The following is a 17,837-nucleotide window of genomic DNA, read 5'->3' as shown; positions in this document are numbered from 1 at the left end:
TGCTATTAACTAGCAGCATCCCTTCCACTGCGCGGGAAAAATCGATGACTTGGGTTGTTCAAAAGAGGGAAAATTTATTTCTCTGCATTATTATTCCTCATCGAAGTAATCTCTATCTAGCTTCGGTAGCTTGAGAAGGCGTGATGTTACACCTACCTCGTGATCCATCATCATATTCACTAGTCGACTGCCATCAACCAGAACTATGCCTTCCACTGAGCGGGCAAAGTCTATGGCCTGCGCGGTGAAGCCTGAGGTCGTGATAAACACTCCGCGTTTGGCCTTCTGCCCAGCGAGAGCGCCATAAAAAGCTTGTAACTCTGGCCGGCCAACCGTGCTCTGCCAGCGCTTGGCTTGGACGTAGATCTTCTCCAGGCCAAGCTTGTCGAGCGAGATCACTCCGTCGATTCCGCCATCACCGCTGCCACCGACGCGCTGCAGATCGTTACGGCTAGCGCCATAACCAAGGCTATGAAGCACGTCTAGGACAATAACTTCAAAGCGGTTGGGGCTAACTAACAGAAGGCTATCCAGTAAGTCTGCAGCCGTTGCTTCTCGCAGTTCGCGCAAAGCTTGATCCAAGCGGTCATCAGGGCTGACAGTAGCTGAACTGGCTGCAAGCGCAGGCTGCTCTTGCCCGTCGAGAGGGACAGCGTCATTCGGGCTCTTGAGTTTTACATTCATAAAAGCGATCGCTAGCTGTTCGACTTTATCTGTAGTCAGGGGGTGGGGGTGCTGTGCAGCATAGTTAATTCCAGCTTCAGTCAGTTTCCAGTATCCGCGCTTGGCGCTACTAGATAGGCCGGCGCGCTTGAGGCGGTCATGGGCCCAGCCTGCACGGTTCTTGTACGTAGCCTGGCCGCTGGCGATCAGCTGTTGACGTTGGGATTCCGACAGGTTGAGCGCATCGGCAGCGGCTTCATGAGCGTCACGCGCTGTTGCACCTTCGGGTGTGGCTGCCAGGTAACGCAGGATTGGTTCGATGAACTGGTCGTAGGTTGGGACGGACATTGCGACTCCAAACGCAGGGTTGATGGTATACATCAGCTGGCCAGACGATACTGATCTGCATCTTTCTGTACCATTCCCAGCTCTTCCAGGGCTTCCAGCACGGCCTGTACGGCGACCTTAGGTGAACGCTTGAACTGGGCGGCGAGTGCTTCGGCAGGCATTGGATATAGGCTGAGCGCGTGGCGTACGGCGGCGACCTGTTCGCGCATTTGTTTGGGCCAGGTGAGTTTCCCTGTTGCGGCTATAGATGCAGGGGCGGATTCGAAGTCCATTGTGTCGTCCAGCTCGACTTCACTTTGCGCCGGCGCGACAGTGGCGCTTGGATTTTGGTACTCGGGGCGCAACCAACGGATATGACCACGTACTTCCTCGGCAGCGCGTTCGCTGTTCAGCGCCACTAGGCGGCAGAGCAGTTCCTCTTCTGCATCGGCCTGCGCCTCGGGTTTGTCCAGCAGTGGCGTTGTAGCACCGGGCCTACCCACCAGTTGTTCGGCCAAATCTTCCCAGCCATATGCGGCAAAGACTGCGCGATCTATTTCGTCATGCAGTTCACGCACCAGGGAGACCAGACCCTGTTCGTGGATAATCTTCTCTTTGGCGGTCAATGGTTCGCAGGTCCGTAGCTTCTCCAGCACGTTGTATATGCCGGTAAGTGTCAGTTCAGGGTGCCGCGCCTGCTGGAGTTTGCGGTGGGTATCTAGGCGTTGGGCGAGTTCGCTGATTTGTGCTTGCTGCTCGGAGCTAGCTTCGGGAAAGGGGAAATTTGCAAAGCAAGGGCCATTCTGCCAGCGAGCATCATTCCCCATGCCCATGCGTCCGCCCTGATTTAAGGCCCAAAGTGTGTGAATTCTGCTGCTCAGTACTCCTAAGTAAACCGAGTTTGCGGATGCAACTACAGCCAAGGAACCGTCCGCGATAGTTCCTAGCGTTGGTGCAAATGAGAAAAAGCGGTGCTTGGAAACTTCACTGGTAATGATGTAGTAGTCAATCCCCTGCAGCGCAGTTCGCATATCTCCACGGGCACGTCCGAATAGCCACCAGTTATCGCGAAAGAAACGGTCGTTATTGCTATCTCGCATAGGCTTCACTTCGGTCAATACCTGCTGATATCCGGGCGGACAGGCAACGGTGGCTTCTGCAGCACTAAGCCCGAAAAAATCGATGCAGTAACGTGCCTCTCTCCCTCTGGTTAGATCGGTGCCGGCAATCAGTCGAGGCAGATGGCACCCCCACTCAGGTTCGATTTCTACCCAGCTATTGCGCAGCGGCTCAGTGAGCAGAAAACCATTGCCGACGAGTTTTACTCCTTGAAAAACAATTGAAGTATTGCTCGCTAAGGCAACTGCTTTCGATAGCGCTGCCCCTGCTCGGAGATTGGCGTGGATTTGTCCTAATCGTTGGTTGAAGCGAATTTCCTTGGCGTCATCTCCAGAGTCGCTTTCCTCAGCAACCTGCAAGAGCGTACCGTCCTCGGAACCTATAGAGGCTACCGTCATGGCTATGCGAACAGCGGCGCCATCGCCTGCATCTACCCAGGGGTGATCTGGGATAGCAAACGAGAGATTCAAATTGGCTGATAGATGAGGCTCAAGTATTTGGCGGTTTTTGAGCTGGGTAATGCTGTTAGTCGTGATGAATCCAAAACGCTTGGTAAGTCCCGCGCTCGTCGTTTCGGCTGCAATATCCCACCAGTACATGACCAGATCACATGCAGGCAGAGTTAGATAGGTGCTCCGCAGAGCTTCGACATAGCCATCACCCAAAGCTTGTCGCATTCGCTTCTCGCCAATGAACGGCGGATTACCCACTATGTAGTCGGCTTGTGGCCACTTGGCCTTTCGCGGGTTGCGATAAATGAATTGATCGACTTGAGCTGATTCATCTGGCACCTGCTCGCCGGTAATCGGGCTGGTCTTGGTGGTGATGCCGTCCCAGCGTGTAAGCGGTTTGCCGAATTCGTCAGTTACCAAATCCACAGCGTCGTATGTAATCAGCGCATCGCGGTGTTCGATATTGTGGAAGTCACGTAGTACCGGCTCGGGAGGGTTCACTTTGCCGTGGGTGCGGAAGTGCCATTGTAGGTAGCCGATCCATAGCACCATTTCGGCAATTCGGGCTGCACGCGGGTTGATCTCCAGGCCAAGGAACTGATGCGGGTCGACGGTGAGACCTTCTGTGTCCAACATCCCAGTCTGGCCTAAGTCGCCCAACAGGTTGAGCACTTCGCCTTCGAGGCGCTTCATATGCTCCAGGGTCACGTAAAGGAAATTACCGCTGCCGCAGGCCGGGTCGAGTACGCGCACGTCGCACAGATGGCGCTGGAAAGCTTTCACTTCCTCAACGGCTTCTTTGTGCTTGCCAAGGCTCTCATAGGTCAACGCTGCAGCTTGTACTTCCTTCCACTCGGCGCGCAGCGGTTCAATGACGGTGGGCAGAACCAAGCGCTCGACGTAGGCGCGAGGAGTGTAATGCGCGCCCAACTTATGGCGCTCTCGGGGGTTGAGCGCGCGTTCCAACAAGGTGCCGAAGATAGCAGGCTCAACATAGCGCCAGTTGGCCTCAGAGGCTTTCAGCAGCAAATCCATTTGGTCGCGATCCAGAGCGATGGCTGAGGCTTCGGCGAACAGCCCTCCGTTGAACTTAAGCAGGGTGCTTTCCAGAATCGGCGAAAAGCCACCACTGTTCATGGTTTGCCAGAGGTTTTCGAGCATCGGCGCGAAAGTGTCAGGCTTGTTTTTCAGGCGCTTCAGCAGCTCGGTGAAGCTGCGTTCGGGGAGCAGCTCCACGTCCTCGGCAAACATAGTGAATAGGGCACGCATCAGGAAGTTGGAAACCAGCTGCGGCTTGTGTCCGGCAGCCTCCAGGGACTTCGCTAGTTTGGCCAGTTGGTCGGCAATTTCTCGGGTTACTCTGGCCGAACGGCGCGCAGGATCAAGACTTAGCGGGTCAAGCCAAACGGCACTTAGACGCTTACGGACTTTTTCATTACGCAGGTCTTCCAGGCGTATGCGGTGGCTGCGTGCATCTGGGTAAGGCGTGTAGGTGGCACCGGACCGGCTGAATTCGGCATACAATTCGATGTTGCGACCCACATCCACGACTAAAATGAACGGCGGTCGGCCTTCTTCGGTTGGCAGAGCCCGGGCGTACTGGTCGGCTTGGTTGTGTGCCTTGAGCATGGCCTTGTCCCACCCGGAGCTATCCAGGGCCTTACCCGTTTGTTTGGCCTCTAGCACGAAGCTGCCGCGCTTGTAGAGGTCAATAAAGCCATTGTTGCTTGAACCGTCCGGCTGGTTAATAACCACACGGCGTTCGAACACATAGGCGTTATCGCGTTTGTCGTCGCCGGCAGGCTCTGGCAGTGGCAGGCCAAGCAGGCTACATAGTTCGGTGAGGAACAGCTGGTAGTTGGCGCGCTCAGTACCGCCTGCCTTGCTCCAGCGGCTGAGGAAGGTGTCCAGGTGTTCCATCACGGTATTGCTCCGATTTCGAGAAAGGGTTGGATTCTATCGGTTTGCAAGCTCAAGAGCTAAGTGTGGCTCAGGCTGATCGGCTTTTGGCGCGAGTCAGGCCAGATAGCCACTTGAACGCGGTAGCTAAAGCAGAGCAGGTGGATGAGCCGGTCCTGAACGGGTTTGGAGCAATTGCATAAAAGCCTCTTGGACAAAACAAATTCCACGCCTGACTGCCCCTCAACAAAGGTGCCTGGTTGTATGAGAGGTGTGTTCGCGATGTCCGCTTTACACTCGGCTCGTAGAGCCTGGGGTTTCAAAGGGAGCACCCTTTGGCACCGGATGTGTATACATCCATGGCGTGCCTGTATTTTTTTATTGAGTTGCTGCTTTTGTCTGGCTGTCATGTGTTTGTCAGGTCTTTGCAGGACATTTGTCAGGAATCGAATGCGCTGTCAGGCATTTGTTAGGCATTTGTGGGGACATTGTCATGCGTTGGTCAGGCTTAGCTAAATTTAAGAGCCAAAGTAAATGCTTGATGCGCGGATCAGGGAAAGGGGGGAAAGATTCCGGCTATCTCTTGGTACGTGCTGAGTGAAGAAGGCGCGCAGGTCAATGGGGATAGCAGGGCCATTTATCAGTTGATAGTGGTGACTACCGAGCTCTCAGGGCTGATTACTAATTATCCCCAATGCGACAAGCCATCCGAACTGTCCCCGCTGCCGATGTCATCTGACTGGGCCGGTGTATCTAAATCCAGGCTTCAGAACGTTGAGCGATTGAGCCGGAATCCTTCCCTCATAATCGGCCCTGAAACCGTTGGTTTTATTGGCTCATCCTGGACTAGCCGGAATCTTTCCCTTTTTCGCTGCGGGTGAAGTGCGTTGGGCGTTCAGCGGGGCACCAGTAGCAGGGCTGATCGACGGACACGCTAGTCAAGTCTTCGTGAACTCCTGGATCTCCTTTTGCATGCGTTTCAGTTCGTCGATTGAGGAAGCCTGAAAGTGACCAGCCAGTAGTCTATCCAGCTCATTCTTGGTGGTTCCTAGCGCCCTGGCTACATGATCGAGAGACATCCGCTTCGCCTCAATTGCCTGGCACATCAACGCCACTATCTGTGCTTTGGCCTGCATGGCCTTGGCTTCGGGGACGCCAAGATCGTCATAGACGTTTCCGCTGCTCGTTTCGACCTTGCTCATGGTAATCACCGACCCTGATTAAAATGATTAGAAAGGATTAAGTGAACGCGCGCTTTTTGTAGAGCCCAGCAGGTCCGGGGGATGTAGAGGATTTCAGCTGTGGGTAATTTAGCCAACAGTACGGTATTTTCTAGCCGACGGTACGGTAATTCCTAGTCGACAGTACGGGACTGCCTAGCCAAAGGTACGGTATCTATTTTCCGTCTGGAGCCACTGCCTTTCCTTCCGAGGTGCCTGGATTGGCTACTGCTTGGTGTTTTCCTAACGTGTACGTTGCCGCCGCGGATTTCATAGCTGAACGGCTGTCCGTGAAGATCGCTAGCGTGTTGCAGAGAGTCCAGTGCTCTTCGGAGATTCTGTTCTCGGCTGGATGCTGATTCGTCCAAGCTGCCGGCCATCAGCATGAGCGTGTCAACCGAAACTGGTATGGGCTCGGCATGACTCGATAAATAGCCATGCAGCCATTGCGCGAGTGGTTTTGAGTTCAGGCTCCGGCGAACGGACCAGTTAATGTGAGTAAACTCATTTGGACCAAATAGTTTGCAAAGCTCATGGTTAAGAGTGATGACGAGTTCATGTGTAATTTCGTCCCTGTACATTGAATCAATCAGGCCGCCGGTGTAGGAATGTCGAGAGGCGCGTATCTCAAGCGTGGCCGCTGCGAGGCGGAAAAGGCGCTTGTATAGCGTCTTCCTATTGTTGCCAGCGTCTGTCTTTCCTTGCTGTTTCAGTAGCTCATACGCGCTGGTTTTGAAGGCTTTTCCCATCATTTTCCGGCGTGCGATATGCAGTAGTGTAATCCAGACATCCAAGTCGCCTTGATCTAGTCGCGGGCCGGTATATCGCATCTGCGTAGGTCTTTGAGTGTAAATTTCGGCGCGTTGGAGATACGCCTGGCTACTGGATCGACTGGAGCCAAAGAGCGCTGAGCGGAGCGTGATATTGGGTATGCCTCTGACTTCATCGGGCCAGCTAGTGAGCAGGACTTCAGTCTGAGGCGCATCCTGTTGTGTTGCCGGCAGGTTGGGCGATCGCTTGGAAAACGACTCTCCCAGTCGCGTCAGTGCGGCCAACGCAGACACGGGCTCGCCTCACGCTTCGTCAATAAAACGAGCGATGCCCGTGACGCGGAAGTAAACGCGACGACCAATTTTTATCCTGCATGGCTTTAGGTTTCGGGCGATTTCATTATCCCCGGATAGCGTAATGCGCAGGCCCTCAGGGCTGCGGTGAAGGATCTCAGCTACCTGTGATAATGAGAGAAGTGGAGACCCGCCGTTGCTGGTCAGAATTAGTTCTTCGGTTGTCATGTCCCTGCACCTAAATTCAGTAATGTAGGTGGAACATTACGAGTAATTACGCCTAGAATAAGATGAGTGTTTTTAACTTATAGGTTGACATGGCCCGCGCTGATTACCTCGATCACCTGTTGACTAGCTTCGCTAGCGATCCCCGCTGCTCGCCTGATTTCGGTTCGGGCTTCCAGGTGGTTCTTTCGAGCCTTTCTGCATCTTCAAGTCTTACCTCCAGGCGCTACCCAATCTGGCCTTTAATTCGGGAGCACCTCGATGGAGTCTTTGACGACTGCATCGAGAGCTACAAAGGCGAATGGTCAAGGGCGTTGCTGGTGGGAATTCGTTTGTCGGAGGTGGCGCAACGGCCACCGCATTTCGGGGCGCTCCCCTACATGAAACCAGCCGAAAATGGCGATACCACGCTGGCTGTAGAGATTGTTGCAAGTGATTTTGTTGATGCTAAGCCAGACAGCATGCCTGAGATCGACTGGCAGCTTTTGAACTTGGAGCGCTGGGATTCAAACTTGAGGTTTGCCATTCGCAGCTTGCTTGGTCCGTCGGGTGCTCCGCTTCCCGACGCTAGTGTTTTACTCGGTGCTCTTGAGTCGGTGCGTGAGTTGTTTCGATTGTTGAGGCACTTCAGGCCCAAGCTCACTAAGGCGCTGAGGGATTTTGATGCGCTTATAGATGACCGTACCCGTCCGCAGGGTACGGTGTTCTGCGAACTCTGTTGGCGAGAAAGCATCAGGTCTAAAAGGCTGCAGGAGATTGATGCTAAAGAGCGGCAGGAGATTGGCGCGGTGTTTCGTTCTAGCAGTCTCGCTGAGGATGAGCAGGACGTAAGGTGGGCACAGGCTCTGATGCTGAAAACAAACCGGCAACTTCCTCCTGCAGCCACTTTGATCTCGACAGCAGAGGCTACAAAGCTTGGTCGTGTATTTGAAAGGTTGCGCGCCGAGAGAATGATTGCTGGGAATTTAAGCAATCGGTATTGCTCGATCCATAAACCTGGCTCATCTAAATATCATGCGGATCTCCGTTACAAGGCAGCGTTTCAACGCCACCTTTCTGTGCTGATGGGGTCAGCTAGGTCTGATTTTGCAGTTAATTTTCGGCCTCCCGAGGCCGCTGATATGCAAGAAGTGCGAAAGACAGCCTATGACCAGGTGCATTCAGGTCTGCATGCAATAGCGTCAGGCAGCGGTGCTGCTATGGGGCTGCGTGAGAAAGTCTGGCTTATGCATGGTGAGGGGCTCCGTCAGTCTGATATGGCAAAGCGCTTGGGTGTTTCGCGCCAGGCAATATCAAAAGCCAAGAAAAGCCTGGTGGAGCTGGTTAACGCTCACCATGCTGGTAGTTACATTGACCCGCGAATAGGCGAAGCGCAGGTGCCTGAGCGCATTAGGGACGATATTCGGGATGCACTGCGGCGTGGACTGCCAGTCGCAGCTATCGCTAAAGAGGTGGGGCTTAGCAAAGGCACAGTAGATGGATTGGTTCGTCTGATGGGCATGCGTTAGTCCAAAGTGGCGTCTAGTGTGAGCCGCTTTTCACCCGGCGGATTCTCAGCCGGGGGGAAAAGTGGCTAGAGCTTCTAACGACTGACGATGAGGTCAGGAATTCCTGGCGTCCAGCTTATCCAACTTGCTTACTAGATCCTCGGCCCGCAAGTGCGTGTAGCGCTTGAGCATCTGCATTGATTTGTGGCCGCTGATGGCTGACACCTCCTGGTCGGATAGGCCACCCTCGACCAGCCGACTGACCGCTTCGTGGCGCAGATCGTGGAAGCGCAGGTCGGGCATGCCTAGCTTGGTCTTCAGCAATCCCCATGTCTTGGTGAATGCGTAGGGGCTACGCTTGCCGTTTTTACCTGGCTCGCCAAAGAACACCAGGTCGCAGTCGATGGGGCGTACAGGGTTGTTCAGTGCTATCTGGAAGGTCTCTGTGGCCCACTTGCTGAGTGGGACAGTGCGTGCGCTGTCATTCTTGGTGTCTGAAAGGCGCACCACACGCTTTTTCATGTCGACCTGATTTCTGTGTAGCGATGTGATCTCAGACGAACGCATGCCGGTTTCCAGGGCGATGCGAACGATCCAGCCAAGCATGGGGTTGCTGTGATTGTTTACGGCCGTCAGAAGGCGACGTTCTTCTTCTGCAGATAGTCGGCGGTCGCGGCCTTCGCCCGGGCTTGGTTTGCGGATATTCAGCACTGGGTTGAAGCTGAGTCCCAGGCCCCATTCCTGAATCGCCACGGTGAACAGGTGGCTGAGCAGGGCCAGCTCCAGGCGCACGGTGTTGTTACTGGTGGGTTTACCGCGATTGGTGATTGATGCCAAACGAGTATCGCGGTAGCCAGCGATGATTTCCGCGGAGAGGGCAGCCATGGAGTATTTGCCCAGGTGACTAATCAGTTGTTGAGCTTTAGTCGCTTCGGCGCGCTGGGTGGTTGGCTTCTTAGTTGGACTGATTTCGCTCAGATAGCGTTTCAGCGCCACTTCCAAGGTCATGCGCTCGGAACCGCTGCGCTGGATGTACACGCCTCTGACCATTTCGTCTTCGGTGCGGCGTGCCCAGTCTTCGGCGTCACGTTTCGTACGGAAGGTTTTTGTGTTGGTCGGCCAGCCTGTTTTGCGCACCAGAGCTTTCCAAGTGCCGGCAGCCGTTTTGACGAGGGTGGCCATGATTTTTCTACTCCAAAGGCTTGCCGCTGAACCGGCACTGTACTGAATTTGTACCTTTGGACTATAGGACTGGTCTAGCGATTTTTGCGGCGGACATGAAAAAGCCGCGCAATGCGCGGCTTTGAGTATGGTGGGCCCACACGGACTTGAACCGTGGACCAAAGGATTATGAGTCCTCTGCTCTAACCAACTGAGCTATAGGCCCTCAGTAGGCCGCGGATTATAGCGACGGTTTCGCGGCTGTGCTATCCGAAAAGTCTGAAACTGTTATACGAAGAAACGTCGCGGCAAATTCGTCGGGGGGCAGGGGCACGCTGACGATGTAGCCCTGGATTTGCTCACAACCTTCGTCGGCGAGGAATTGCTGTTGCGCATGAGTCTCCACGCCTTCGGCGATCACGGTGAATTGCATGCTGCGGCCAAGGGCGATGATGGCGCGAACGATGGCGGCATCGTGGGGGTCATCCGGCAGGCCGCGAACGAAGGACTGATCGATCTTGAGAATGTCCAGCGGCAGACGCTTGAGGTAACTCAGTGACGAGTAGCCGGTGCCGAAGTCGTCGATCGCCAGTTGTACGCCCAGTTGCTTGAGTTGATGCAGCACCGCCAATGCTTCCTCAGCCTGGCTCATGATGAAGTTTTCGGTGATTTCCAGTTGCAGGAAGTCCGGTTTGAGGCGGTTGTCCTTGAGCAATTGTTCGATTCGGCCGAGCAGGTTGGGTTGGCGCAGTTGAGCACCTGCAAGATTGACGGACAGCGGGCCGAGGCCCTCGTAGGTCGAACTCCACTCACGCATTTGCCGGCAGGCGGTCTCGAGCACCCAGTCGCCGATTTGCAGAATCATGCCGTTTTCTTCGGCCAGGGAGATGAAACGTTCCGGTGGAATGTCGCCCAGGGTCGGATGGCGCCAGCGAATCAATGCTTCGGCGCCCACCAGGCGATAGTCGTTAAGGCTGATTTTCGGTTGGTAGTAGAGGTGCAATTCATTGCGCTCGATAGCGCGTCGTAGCTCATGTTCCAGCGCTACACGTTCACTGGCTTGCGCGGTGAGGTCCCGGGTATAGCTTTCCACCCGGTTGCGACCCTTGGCTTTGGAGCGGTACATCGCCGCGTCGGCGTTTTTGATCAGGGTGGCGACGTCGCCGCCGTCCTGTGGATAAAGGCTGGTGCCAATACTGGAGCTGATGAAAAACTCATGTTCACCGGCCTGGAACGGTGCGGTGAAGCAATTGAGCAGCTTGGTGGCGATGTTGTCGGCGTCGCTGGGTTGCTGCAGGCCCGGTAACAGGATGATGAACTCATCGCCACCCAGGCGCGCTACGGTGTCGATATCACGCAGCTGCTCTTTGAGGCGCACGGCAATGCCCTTGAGCAGCAGGTCGCCGACCGGGTGACCGAGGCTGTCATTGATGTGTTTGAAGCGATCCAGGTCGAGGAACAGCACCGCGCCCTGGCCGCCGTTTTCCCTCTGGATATTGAGCGCTGTCTGCAAGCGACTTTCGAAAAGCGTGCGGTTTGGCAGGCCGGTCAATGGGTCGTGGTGTGCCTGATAATCGAGCTTGGCCTGGGCGTGTTTGAGGCTGGAAATGTCAGCGAACACGGCCACGAAGTGGGTGATGAATTTATCCCGGTTGCGCACGGCGCTGATGGTCAGCCAGCTCGGGTACAGCTCGCCGTTCTTGCGTCGATTGGAAATCTCGCCTTGCCAGTGACCTTCAGCAGTCAGTTGGTGCCACATGGCCGCGTAGAACGCGCTGTCATGCAGACCCGAGGCAAGCAGGCGCGGCGTGTGGCCCAAGGCCTCGCTTTCGCTGTAGCCGGTGATCTCGGTGAACGCACGGTTGACCGCGCTGATGTGTTGCTGGGTATCGGTGATCAGCACGCCTTCTGCGGTGCTCTCGAACACGGTGGCAGCCTGTTGCAGTTTTTCCTGCATCATGTGGCGCTCGGTGATGTCCCGGGCAATGGTCAGCATGCAGTCCTCGTCGCCGATCGGCAGCGGACGGCTGGACACCTCGCATAGGCGGATCTGTCCGTCGCTGCGGCGAATATGGCAACTGAAGTCGCGGACAAAACCGTCGCGGTGCAGCAGATCGAGCATCTGTTTGCGTTCGTTGAGATTGACCCAGATCCCCAGGTCCAGGGCCGAGCGATCCACCGACATCGCGCTGTTGAAGCCGGTAATGCGGCTGAAACCCTCGTTAACCTCCAACAGCAACCCGTCACTCTGCCGCGACAGCAACAAGCCGTCCGGCGAGGCATGGAAGGCCTTGGCGAACTTCTCTTCGGAGGTTTGCAGTTGCTGCTGGGTTTCCTTGAGTTGCGTGATGTCGCGCACTACGACCACCAGTGCCGGGGTTGTGTCGAGGTCGAACGGTTCAGCCGAGATCAGGCCGGTAAACACCTGACCGTTGCTGCGGCGAAAGGGCATCTCCAGGTTGCGGATGCTGCCGGCCTGCAACCGCTGCAACAGGCCCGGCCCCACGCCGGGAATGCCCCAGATGTTGAGTACGGTGGCGGTCTGGCCGATGACATCTTCGGCTCGCAGGCCAATCTGTTCCTCGAACGCTTCGTTGACCTCCAGCAGGCAGCCGTCCGAAAGTCGCGCGATCACCAGAATGTCCGGGCATTGCTGGAATACCGAGGCAAATTTCTGTTCCGACAGGCGCAGCGCTTCTTCGGTGCGCTTGGTCTCGCTGATGTCGATCATCAGCCCGCGCATCACCGGTTCATGACCATGCTCGATCAGGCTGACGATATCGCGCACCCACAGGCAGCGCCCATCAGCGGTAATGACTCGGTAATCGAGAGTGTGATCGCGTCCGGCCAGCACTTCGTGATCGCAGAAACTCTGCGCGCGGGTGAGGTCGGCCGGGTGAATGATGTTGCGCCAGAAGCCCGGAATCAGCCAGTGGGAAAGGGGATAGCCGAGCAGGTCCTCAGCGTGGGGCGACACGTAGCTGTAAGTGAAGTCGCTCATCCGCGCTTCCCAAGCGATGGCCGACAGGCTCTCCACCAGTCCACGGTAGTGATACTCGCTGCTGCGCAGTTCCTGTTCCAGATCCACCCGACGGGCAATTTCCGAACTCAGGCGACGGTTGATCCGGATGACCACTGCCAGCACGATGATCAGCAGTAGCAGTCCCGGCAAGCCGTAGACCAGCAGGTCGGACCAGAATGTTCGATGATCGAGGACATTGCCGACCCAATGTTCTTGAATGGCGCTGATTTCGGCCGGGCTCATGTCTGCCAGGACCTTATCGAGAATGCCAACGAGCATCTTGTTTTCCCGGGGCACCCCCATAGCCAATTGATAGCGATAGGGGGTTTCACCGCTGACATACAGCCCATCGAGCTTGAGCTGGCGCAGGCTCCACACGCTGGAAGCGAGATCGCCCACCACGGCATCCACCTCATCGGTTGCGAGCGCTTGCAGCGCCGAACTGACGTTAGGCATTGCTACCAGATTCAGATCGGGGTTGTGCGTGCGCAAAAGCTCATGGGGTGCGTAGTTTTCCACCACGGCGATTTTCAGCCCGTATAAATCCTCGATTTTCCGTGGCTGAGGGCCGCCGACATGGGCCAGGATGACAATCGGGAAGTCCAGATAGGGGCGGGTGAACGACAGATAGTTCTGGCGTTCCGGGGTCGACATGATGCCGGGTAACAGGTCCAGCTTGCCTTGTTTGGCCTGCTCCAGCACGACCGACCAGTTTACGGGCTCAATGGGCGTGAGCTTGATGGCCAATCGTTGGCGAATCTGGTCGATATAGTCCGCTGCAAGGCCCTGATAGCGGCCCTGATCATCGCGAAACTCAAAAGGTGGCCATGACGCATCCACACCCAGGCGCAAGTCCGGGTGGGCCGCAAGCCAGCTACGTTCTTCGTCGGTCAGAGTCAGCGCGCCAGCCGTTGCGGTCCAGGTCATCAGCGACAGCAAAAAAAGCACGGTCGGCAGTCTGGGCATAACGGTCTCGTTATGGCTCGGGGGAATGCTTCGAGTGTAGACGGGCAAATCGGCGGAAGGGGCGCAGCGCGGGGGTTTTTATCGGCATAAAGCAAAACCCCCGGCCTGGGCCGGGGGTTTTGTGATCACTCGTCGAGGAAGGAGCGCAGATGCTCGCTTCTCGTCGGGTGGCGCAGCTTGCGCAGCGCCTTGGCTTCGATCTGACGAATCCGTTCACGGGTCACGTCGAACTGCTTACCAACCTCCTCGAGGGTGTGGTCGGTATTCATGTCGATACCGAAGCGCATGCGCAGAACCTTGGCTTCACGGGCAGTGAGGCCGGAGAGAACTTCGCGAGTCGCTTCTTTAAGGCTCTCAACGGTAGCAACATCGATTGGCGACTGCATGGTCGAGTCTTCGATGAAGTCACCCAGATGGGAGTCTTCGTCATCACCGATCGGGGTTTCCATGGAGATCGGCTCTTTAGCGATCTTCAATACCTTGCGGATCTTGTCCTCAGGCATTTCCATGCGTTCGCCCAGCTCTTCCGGGGTCGGTTCGCGACCCATTTCCTGCAACATCTGACGGGAAATACGGTTGAGCTTGTTGATCGTCTCGATCATGTGCACCGGAATACGGATGGTGCGGGCCTGGTCGGCGATCGAGCGAGTGATCGCCTGACGGATCCACCAAGTGGCATAAGTCGAGAATTTGTAGCCGCGGCGGTATTCAAACTTGTCTACCGCTTTCATCAAACCGATGTTGCCTTCCTGGATCAGGTCGAGGAATTGCAGGCCACGGTTGGTGTACTTCTTGGCGATGGAGATCACCAGACGCAAGTTCGCTTCAACCATCTCTTTCTTCGCGCGGCGGGCCTTGGCCTCACCGATCGACATGCGACGGTTGATGTCCTTGATCTCGGCGATCGTCAAACCGGTTTCGGTTTCCAGTGCGGTCAGCTTCTGCTGGCAACGAATGATGTCCGGTTGCACGCGACCAATGGCTTCAGCGTATTTGCTTTTGCCTTTAGCCAATGCGTCGGACCAGCTTTCGTCGACTTCGTTGCCCGGGAACTGGCGCAGGAAATCGGCACGCGGCATGCGAGCATCACGAACACAGAGCTGCATGATTGCACGCTCTTGCTGACGCAGACGGTCCAGGGCACTGCGAACACGCTCGACCAGGCCTTCGAATTGCTTCGGAACCAGTTTGATCGGCATGAACAGCTCAGCCAGCGCCAACAGTTCGGCAATCGCCGCCTTGTTGTTGCGACCGTGCTTTTTCAGCGCTTTGCGAGTGATTTCCATCTGATCGGCAACAGCGCCAAAACGCTGTGCAGCGATGACCGGATCCGGACCGCTTTCGGCTTCTTCTTCGTCGTCCGAAGCTTCGGCGTCATCGTCGTCGGTGTCGTCGTCCGCTTTCACGGCTTTCGGGTCGACCGGCGGTGGCACTTCGGCTGCAGGCGGCGCAATGCCGTCGTCCGGGTCGATATAACCGCTCAGGACGTCGGACAGGCGGCCACCTTCGGAGGTGACGCGGGTGTACTCGGAGAGAATATGATCAACCGTGCCAGGGAAGTGCGCGATTGCGCTCATCACTTCACGGATGCCCTCTTCAATACGCTTGGCGATTTCGATTTCGCCTTCACGTGTGAGGAGCTCTACAGTACCCATTTCGCGCATGTACATGCGCACCGGGTCGGTAGTGCGACCAATGTCGGTCTCGACCGCTGCCAACGCAGCTGCTGCCTCTTCGGCCGCGGCTTCGTCGGTATCGGCGTCGGCCAGCATAAGGGAATCCTTATCTGGCGCAACCTCGAATACGTTGATCCCCATGTCGTTGATCATGCGGATGATGTCTTCCACCTGTTCCGGATCTGAAATATCCTCCGGCAGGTGGTCGTTGACCTCCGCGTAAGTCAGGTAGCCCTGCTCACGACCCAGTGTGATCAACTCTTTGATACGAGACTGCTGTTGCGCTTTTCCGGACATAACACCCTATCCACTGAAGGTCTTGGCGGGCAAAAAACAAGCCGAGGATTATACCTGAGCTATGACCTCACGCGCCAGTTGAGGTCGGGTTTGATGCGGAAACATTCTGTTTTAAAAGGTCGCGCATCTGCTTTGCTATCTGAATTTGCTCTTCAGCCGTCAATCCCGGCTGCCTTGCTTTCTTGATAAGTTCATCGAGGGTCTGCGTATGCTGACCCGCGGATAACCTAGTAATGGTGTCTAAAAACTGTTGTTCAAGGTTATCGCCGTCAATTAGCCATTCCTTTTCTGCGAGAGCTTTCAACAGGCGTCCTTGCTCGGTGCCGTGCCAGCGAGCCATTAGCTGAATAGAGTTTAGCTTAGGATTTTTTTGCACAGCCTCGATCAATGCGATCAGTACCTGAGCATAGGTGTTGCTCTCGTTGGCAAAATGATCGGCGCTTTCGACTTTGCCGGCCAGCTGTGGGTGGTGGATAAGCGTACGCAGCGCGATAAGCGTCGGGGCTTCCACTGCCACCGGTGTGCGCGGGGCATACGACTCATCGCGATCACCGCGCTTGCCGTTTTTGCTCCAGGGTTTCTTGTCCCATTTCTTGCCGCCGGCACCGGGCTTCTTCGGCGTCCATTCCTGCTGTGGTGCGTAAGCTTCCTGGGGCTGATGGAAGTCGGCGTAGTCCGGCATGGCGTCGTAATCCATGCCTGGGTCATAGGTCGGCGGCGCATCCTGAGGTGCGCTGTGTACCAGTTGGCTGACCGCTTCACCGCTCAAACCCGTGATTTCCAGCAAGCGCTGACGCATAAGGGTGCGCAGGTTGGCTCCCGGCACCTTGTCGATCAGCGGCGCGGCAAGTGTGGCCATGTGCGCCTTGCCTTCAAGTGATCGCGGGTCTGCTTCTTCGGTGAGTTGCTGGAAGAAGTAATCGGCCAGTGGCTGCGCGTGCTGGTTGATACGTGCGCGAAAGGCGTCAGTGCCTTCTGAGCGGACCAGTGTGTCCGGGTCTTCGCCTTCAGGCAGGAACAGAAAGCGCGCGCGCCGTCCGTCCTGCAGGCTCGACAATGTTGCTTCCAGGGCGCGCCATGCGGCGTTGCGACCCGCCTGATCGCCGTCGAAGCAGAACAGCACGCTCGGCACGACGCGAAACAGCCGCTTCAAATGCTCTTCGCTAGTGGCGGTGCCCAACGTCGCGACGGCATTGCGCAGGCCTTGCTGGGCGAGGGCGATGACGTCCATGTAGCCTTCGACGACGATTATTTCGTCGAGATTGCGGTTGTTTTTGCGCGCTTCATACAGGCCGTAGAGTTCCTGGCCTTTATGGAATACCGGGGTTTCCGGTGAGTTCAGGTATTTCGGCTTGTCGTCGCCCAGTACCCGGCCACCGAAGGCAATGATGCGTCCGCGGCTGTCGCGGATCGGGAACATTACGCGATCACGGAAGCGATCATAGCGTTTGCCGGTTTCGGCATTCTCGATCAGCAGGCCGGCATCAATCATGGCTTTTTGTTGCAGGGTATCGCTGCTCAAGTGCTTGAACAGATTGTCCCAGCCTGGCGGCGCAAAGCCGAGACCGAAGTCCCGGGCGATTTCGCCGGTCAGCCCGCGACCTTTCAAGTAATCCACGGCGGCTTTGCGCGATGGATGGCTTTTCAGGGCCTGACGATAAAAATCGGCCGCGGCGGTGAGCAGCGGGTACAGCGGCGAATCAGTCGGCTGCCGTGGCTTGTGCGGTCGGCCGCTTTCCTCGCGCGGGATTTCCATGCCGGCGGATTTGGCCAGTTCTTCGACGGCCTGGACGAAATCCAGGTTGTCGTGGTCCATGATGAAGCCGAGGGCGTTACCGCCAGCACCGCAGCCGAAACAGTAATAGAACTGTTTGTCGGGGCTTACGCTGAAAGACGGGGTTTTCTCTTTGTGAAACGGGCAGCAGGCAGTGTGGTTCTTGCCGGCTTTTTTCAATTGCAGGCGCGAGCTGACTACATCGACGATGTCGGTGCGGTTCAGAAGGTCGTCAATGAAGCTCTGGGGAATTAGCCCGGCCATGGCGTTCTCGTCATCTGCGCTGAAAGGGACCCAAAACGAAGGGCGGCCGAACGGGTCATAGTTTGAGGCGCGCAAAGTGTGCGGCTCGACCAGTGTCGTCTGCGTTATCGCTATCGGGAAGTGTATCTGCCGAAAATCCACTGACGTTAATGCTCATCAGTATTCGACTATTTGAAAATGTTGCGCTGAATCCGGCTGCGACCCGTCGAGAGTCTCGGATA

The 17,837-nt window shown here is 56.2% G+C and carries 10 protein-coding genes and 1 tRNA gene; 1 reads left to right on the top strand and 10 read right to left on the bottom strand.

Annotated elements, in window-relative coordinates:
• Positions 1-90: 90 nt before the first annotated feature.
• The 5 genes from KGB21_RS05110 to KGB21_RS05090 form a co-directional block, all read right to left on the bottom strand.
• Positions 91-1,011, bottom strand: coding sequence for a restriction endonuclease (locus KGB21_RS05110; protein WP_223504018.1), 921 nt, complete (start codon positions 1,009-1,011; stop codon positions 91-93).
• Between the two features lie 32 nt (positions 1,012-1,043).
• Positions 1,044-4,481, bottom strand: a complete 3,438-nt coding sequence (locus KGB21_RS05105; RefSeq protein ID WP_223504171.1) for a class I SAM-dependent DNA methyltransferase — start codon at positions 4,479-4,481, stop codon at positions 1,044-1,046.
• Positions 4,482-5,398: 917 nt separating this feature from the next.
• Entirely contained in the window at positions 5,399-5,662 is a 264-nt protein-coding gene (locus tag KGB21_RS05100; RefSeq protein WP_177110342.1) for an XRE family transcriptional regulator, read from the bottom strand.
• A 152-nt stretch (positions 5,663-5,814) separates the two neighbouring features.
• Complete coding sequence (gene trfA / locus KGB21_RS05095; protein ID WP_223504016.1) at positions 5,815-6,744, bottom strand: plasmid replication initiator TrfA; 930 nt, start codon at positions 6,742-6,744, stop codon at positions 5,815-5,817.
• A gap of 9 nt (positions 6,745-6,753) precedes the next feature.
• Positions 6,754-6,972: a DNA-binding protein gene (locus KGB21_RS05090; protein ID WP_223504014.1), complete on the bottom strand. Its 219-nt coding sequence runs from the start codon at positions 6,970-6,972 to the stop codon at positions 6,754-6,756.
• A gap of 89 nt (positions 6,973-7,061) precedes the next feature.
• Between KGB21_RS05090 and KGB21_RS05085 the strand changes: the two genes are divergently transcribed.
• On the top strand, positions 7,062-8,477 hold the full coding sequence (locus tag KGB21_RS05085; RefSeq protein WP_223504013.1) for a MarR family transcriptional regulator: 1,416 nt from the start codon (positions 7,062-7,064) through the stop codon (positions 8,475-8,477).
• Between the two features lie 93 nt (positions 8,478-8,570).
• Here the strand turns inward: KGB21_RS05085 and KGB21_RS05080 are convergent, their stop codons facing one another.
• The 5 genes from KGB21_RS05080 to dnaG form a co-directional block, all read right to left on the bottom strand.
• Complete coding sequence (locus KGB21_RS05080; RefSeq protein WP_223504010.1) at positions 8,571-9,638, bottom strand: tyrosine-type recombinase/integrase; 1,068 nt, start codon at positions 9,636-9,638, stop codon at positions 8,571-8,573.
• 128 nt (positions 9,639-9,766) lie between these two features.
• Positions 9,767-9,843: transfer RNA gene (locus KGB21_RS05075), tRNA-Ile, on the bottom strand.
• 15 nt (positions 9,844-9,858) lie between these two features.
• The gene (locus tag KGB21_RS05070; protein WP_223504008.1) at positions 9,859-13,605 is read right to left on the bottom strand and encodes a bifunctional diguanylate cyclase/phosphodiesterase; all 3,747 of its coding nucleotides are present in this window, start codon (positions 13,603-13,605) and stop codon (positions 9,859-9,861) included.
• A gap of 125 nt (positions 13,606-13,730) precedes the next feature.
• The gene (gene rpoD, locus KGB21_RS05065) at positions 13,731-15,578 is read right to left on the bottom strand and encodes an RNA polymerase sigma factor RpoD (protein ID WP_034147385.1); all 1,848 of its coding nucleotides are present in this window, start codon (positions 15,576-15,578) and stop codon (positions 13,731-13,733) included.
• A 67-nt stretch (positions 15,579-15,645) separates the two neighbouring features.
• The gene (gene dnaG / locus KGB21_RS05060) at positions 15,646-17,616 is read right to left on the bottom strand and encodes a DNA primase (RefSeq protein ID WP_034147384.1); all 1,971 of its coding nucleotides are present in this window, start codon (positions 17,614-17,616) and stop codon (positions 15,646-15,648) included.
• Positions 17,617-17,837 lie beyond the last annotated feature (221 nt).

It is taken from the genome of Pseudomonas sp. GL-RE-29 (genome assembly GCF_019947275.1).
Taxonomy (GTDB): domain Bacteria; phylum Pseudomonadota; class Gammaproteobacteria; order Pseudomonadales; family Pseudomonadaceae; genus Aquipseudomonas; species Aquipseudomonas fluorescens_A.
The sequence above is the reverse complement of the archived record's forward strand: the minus strand, read 5'-3'. Positions and strand labels throughout refer to the sequence as shown.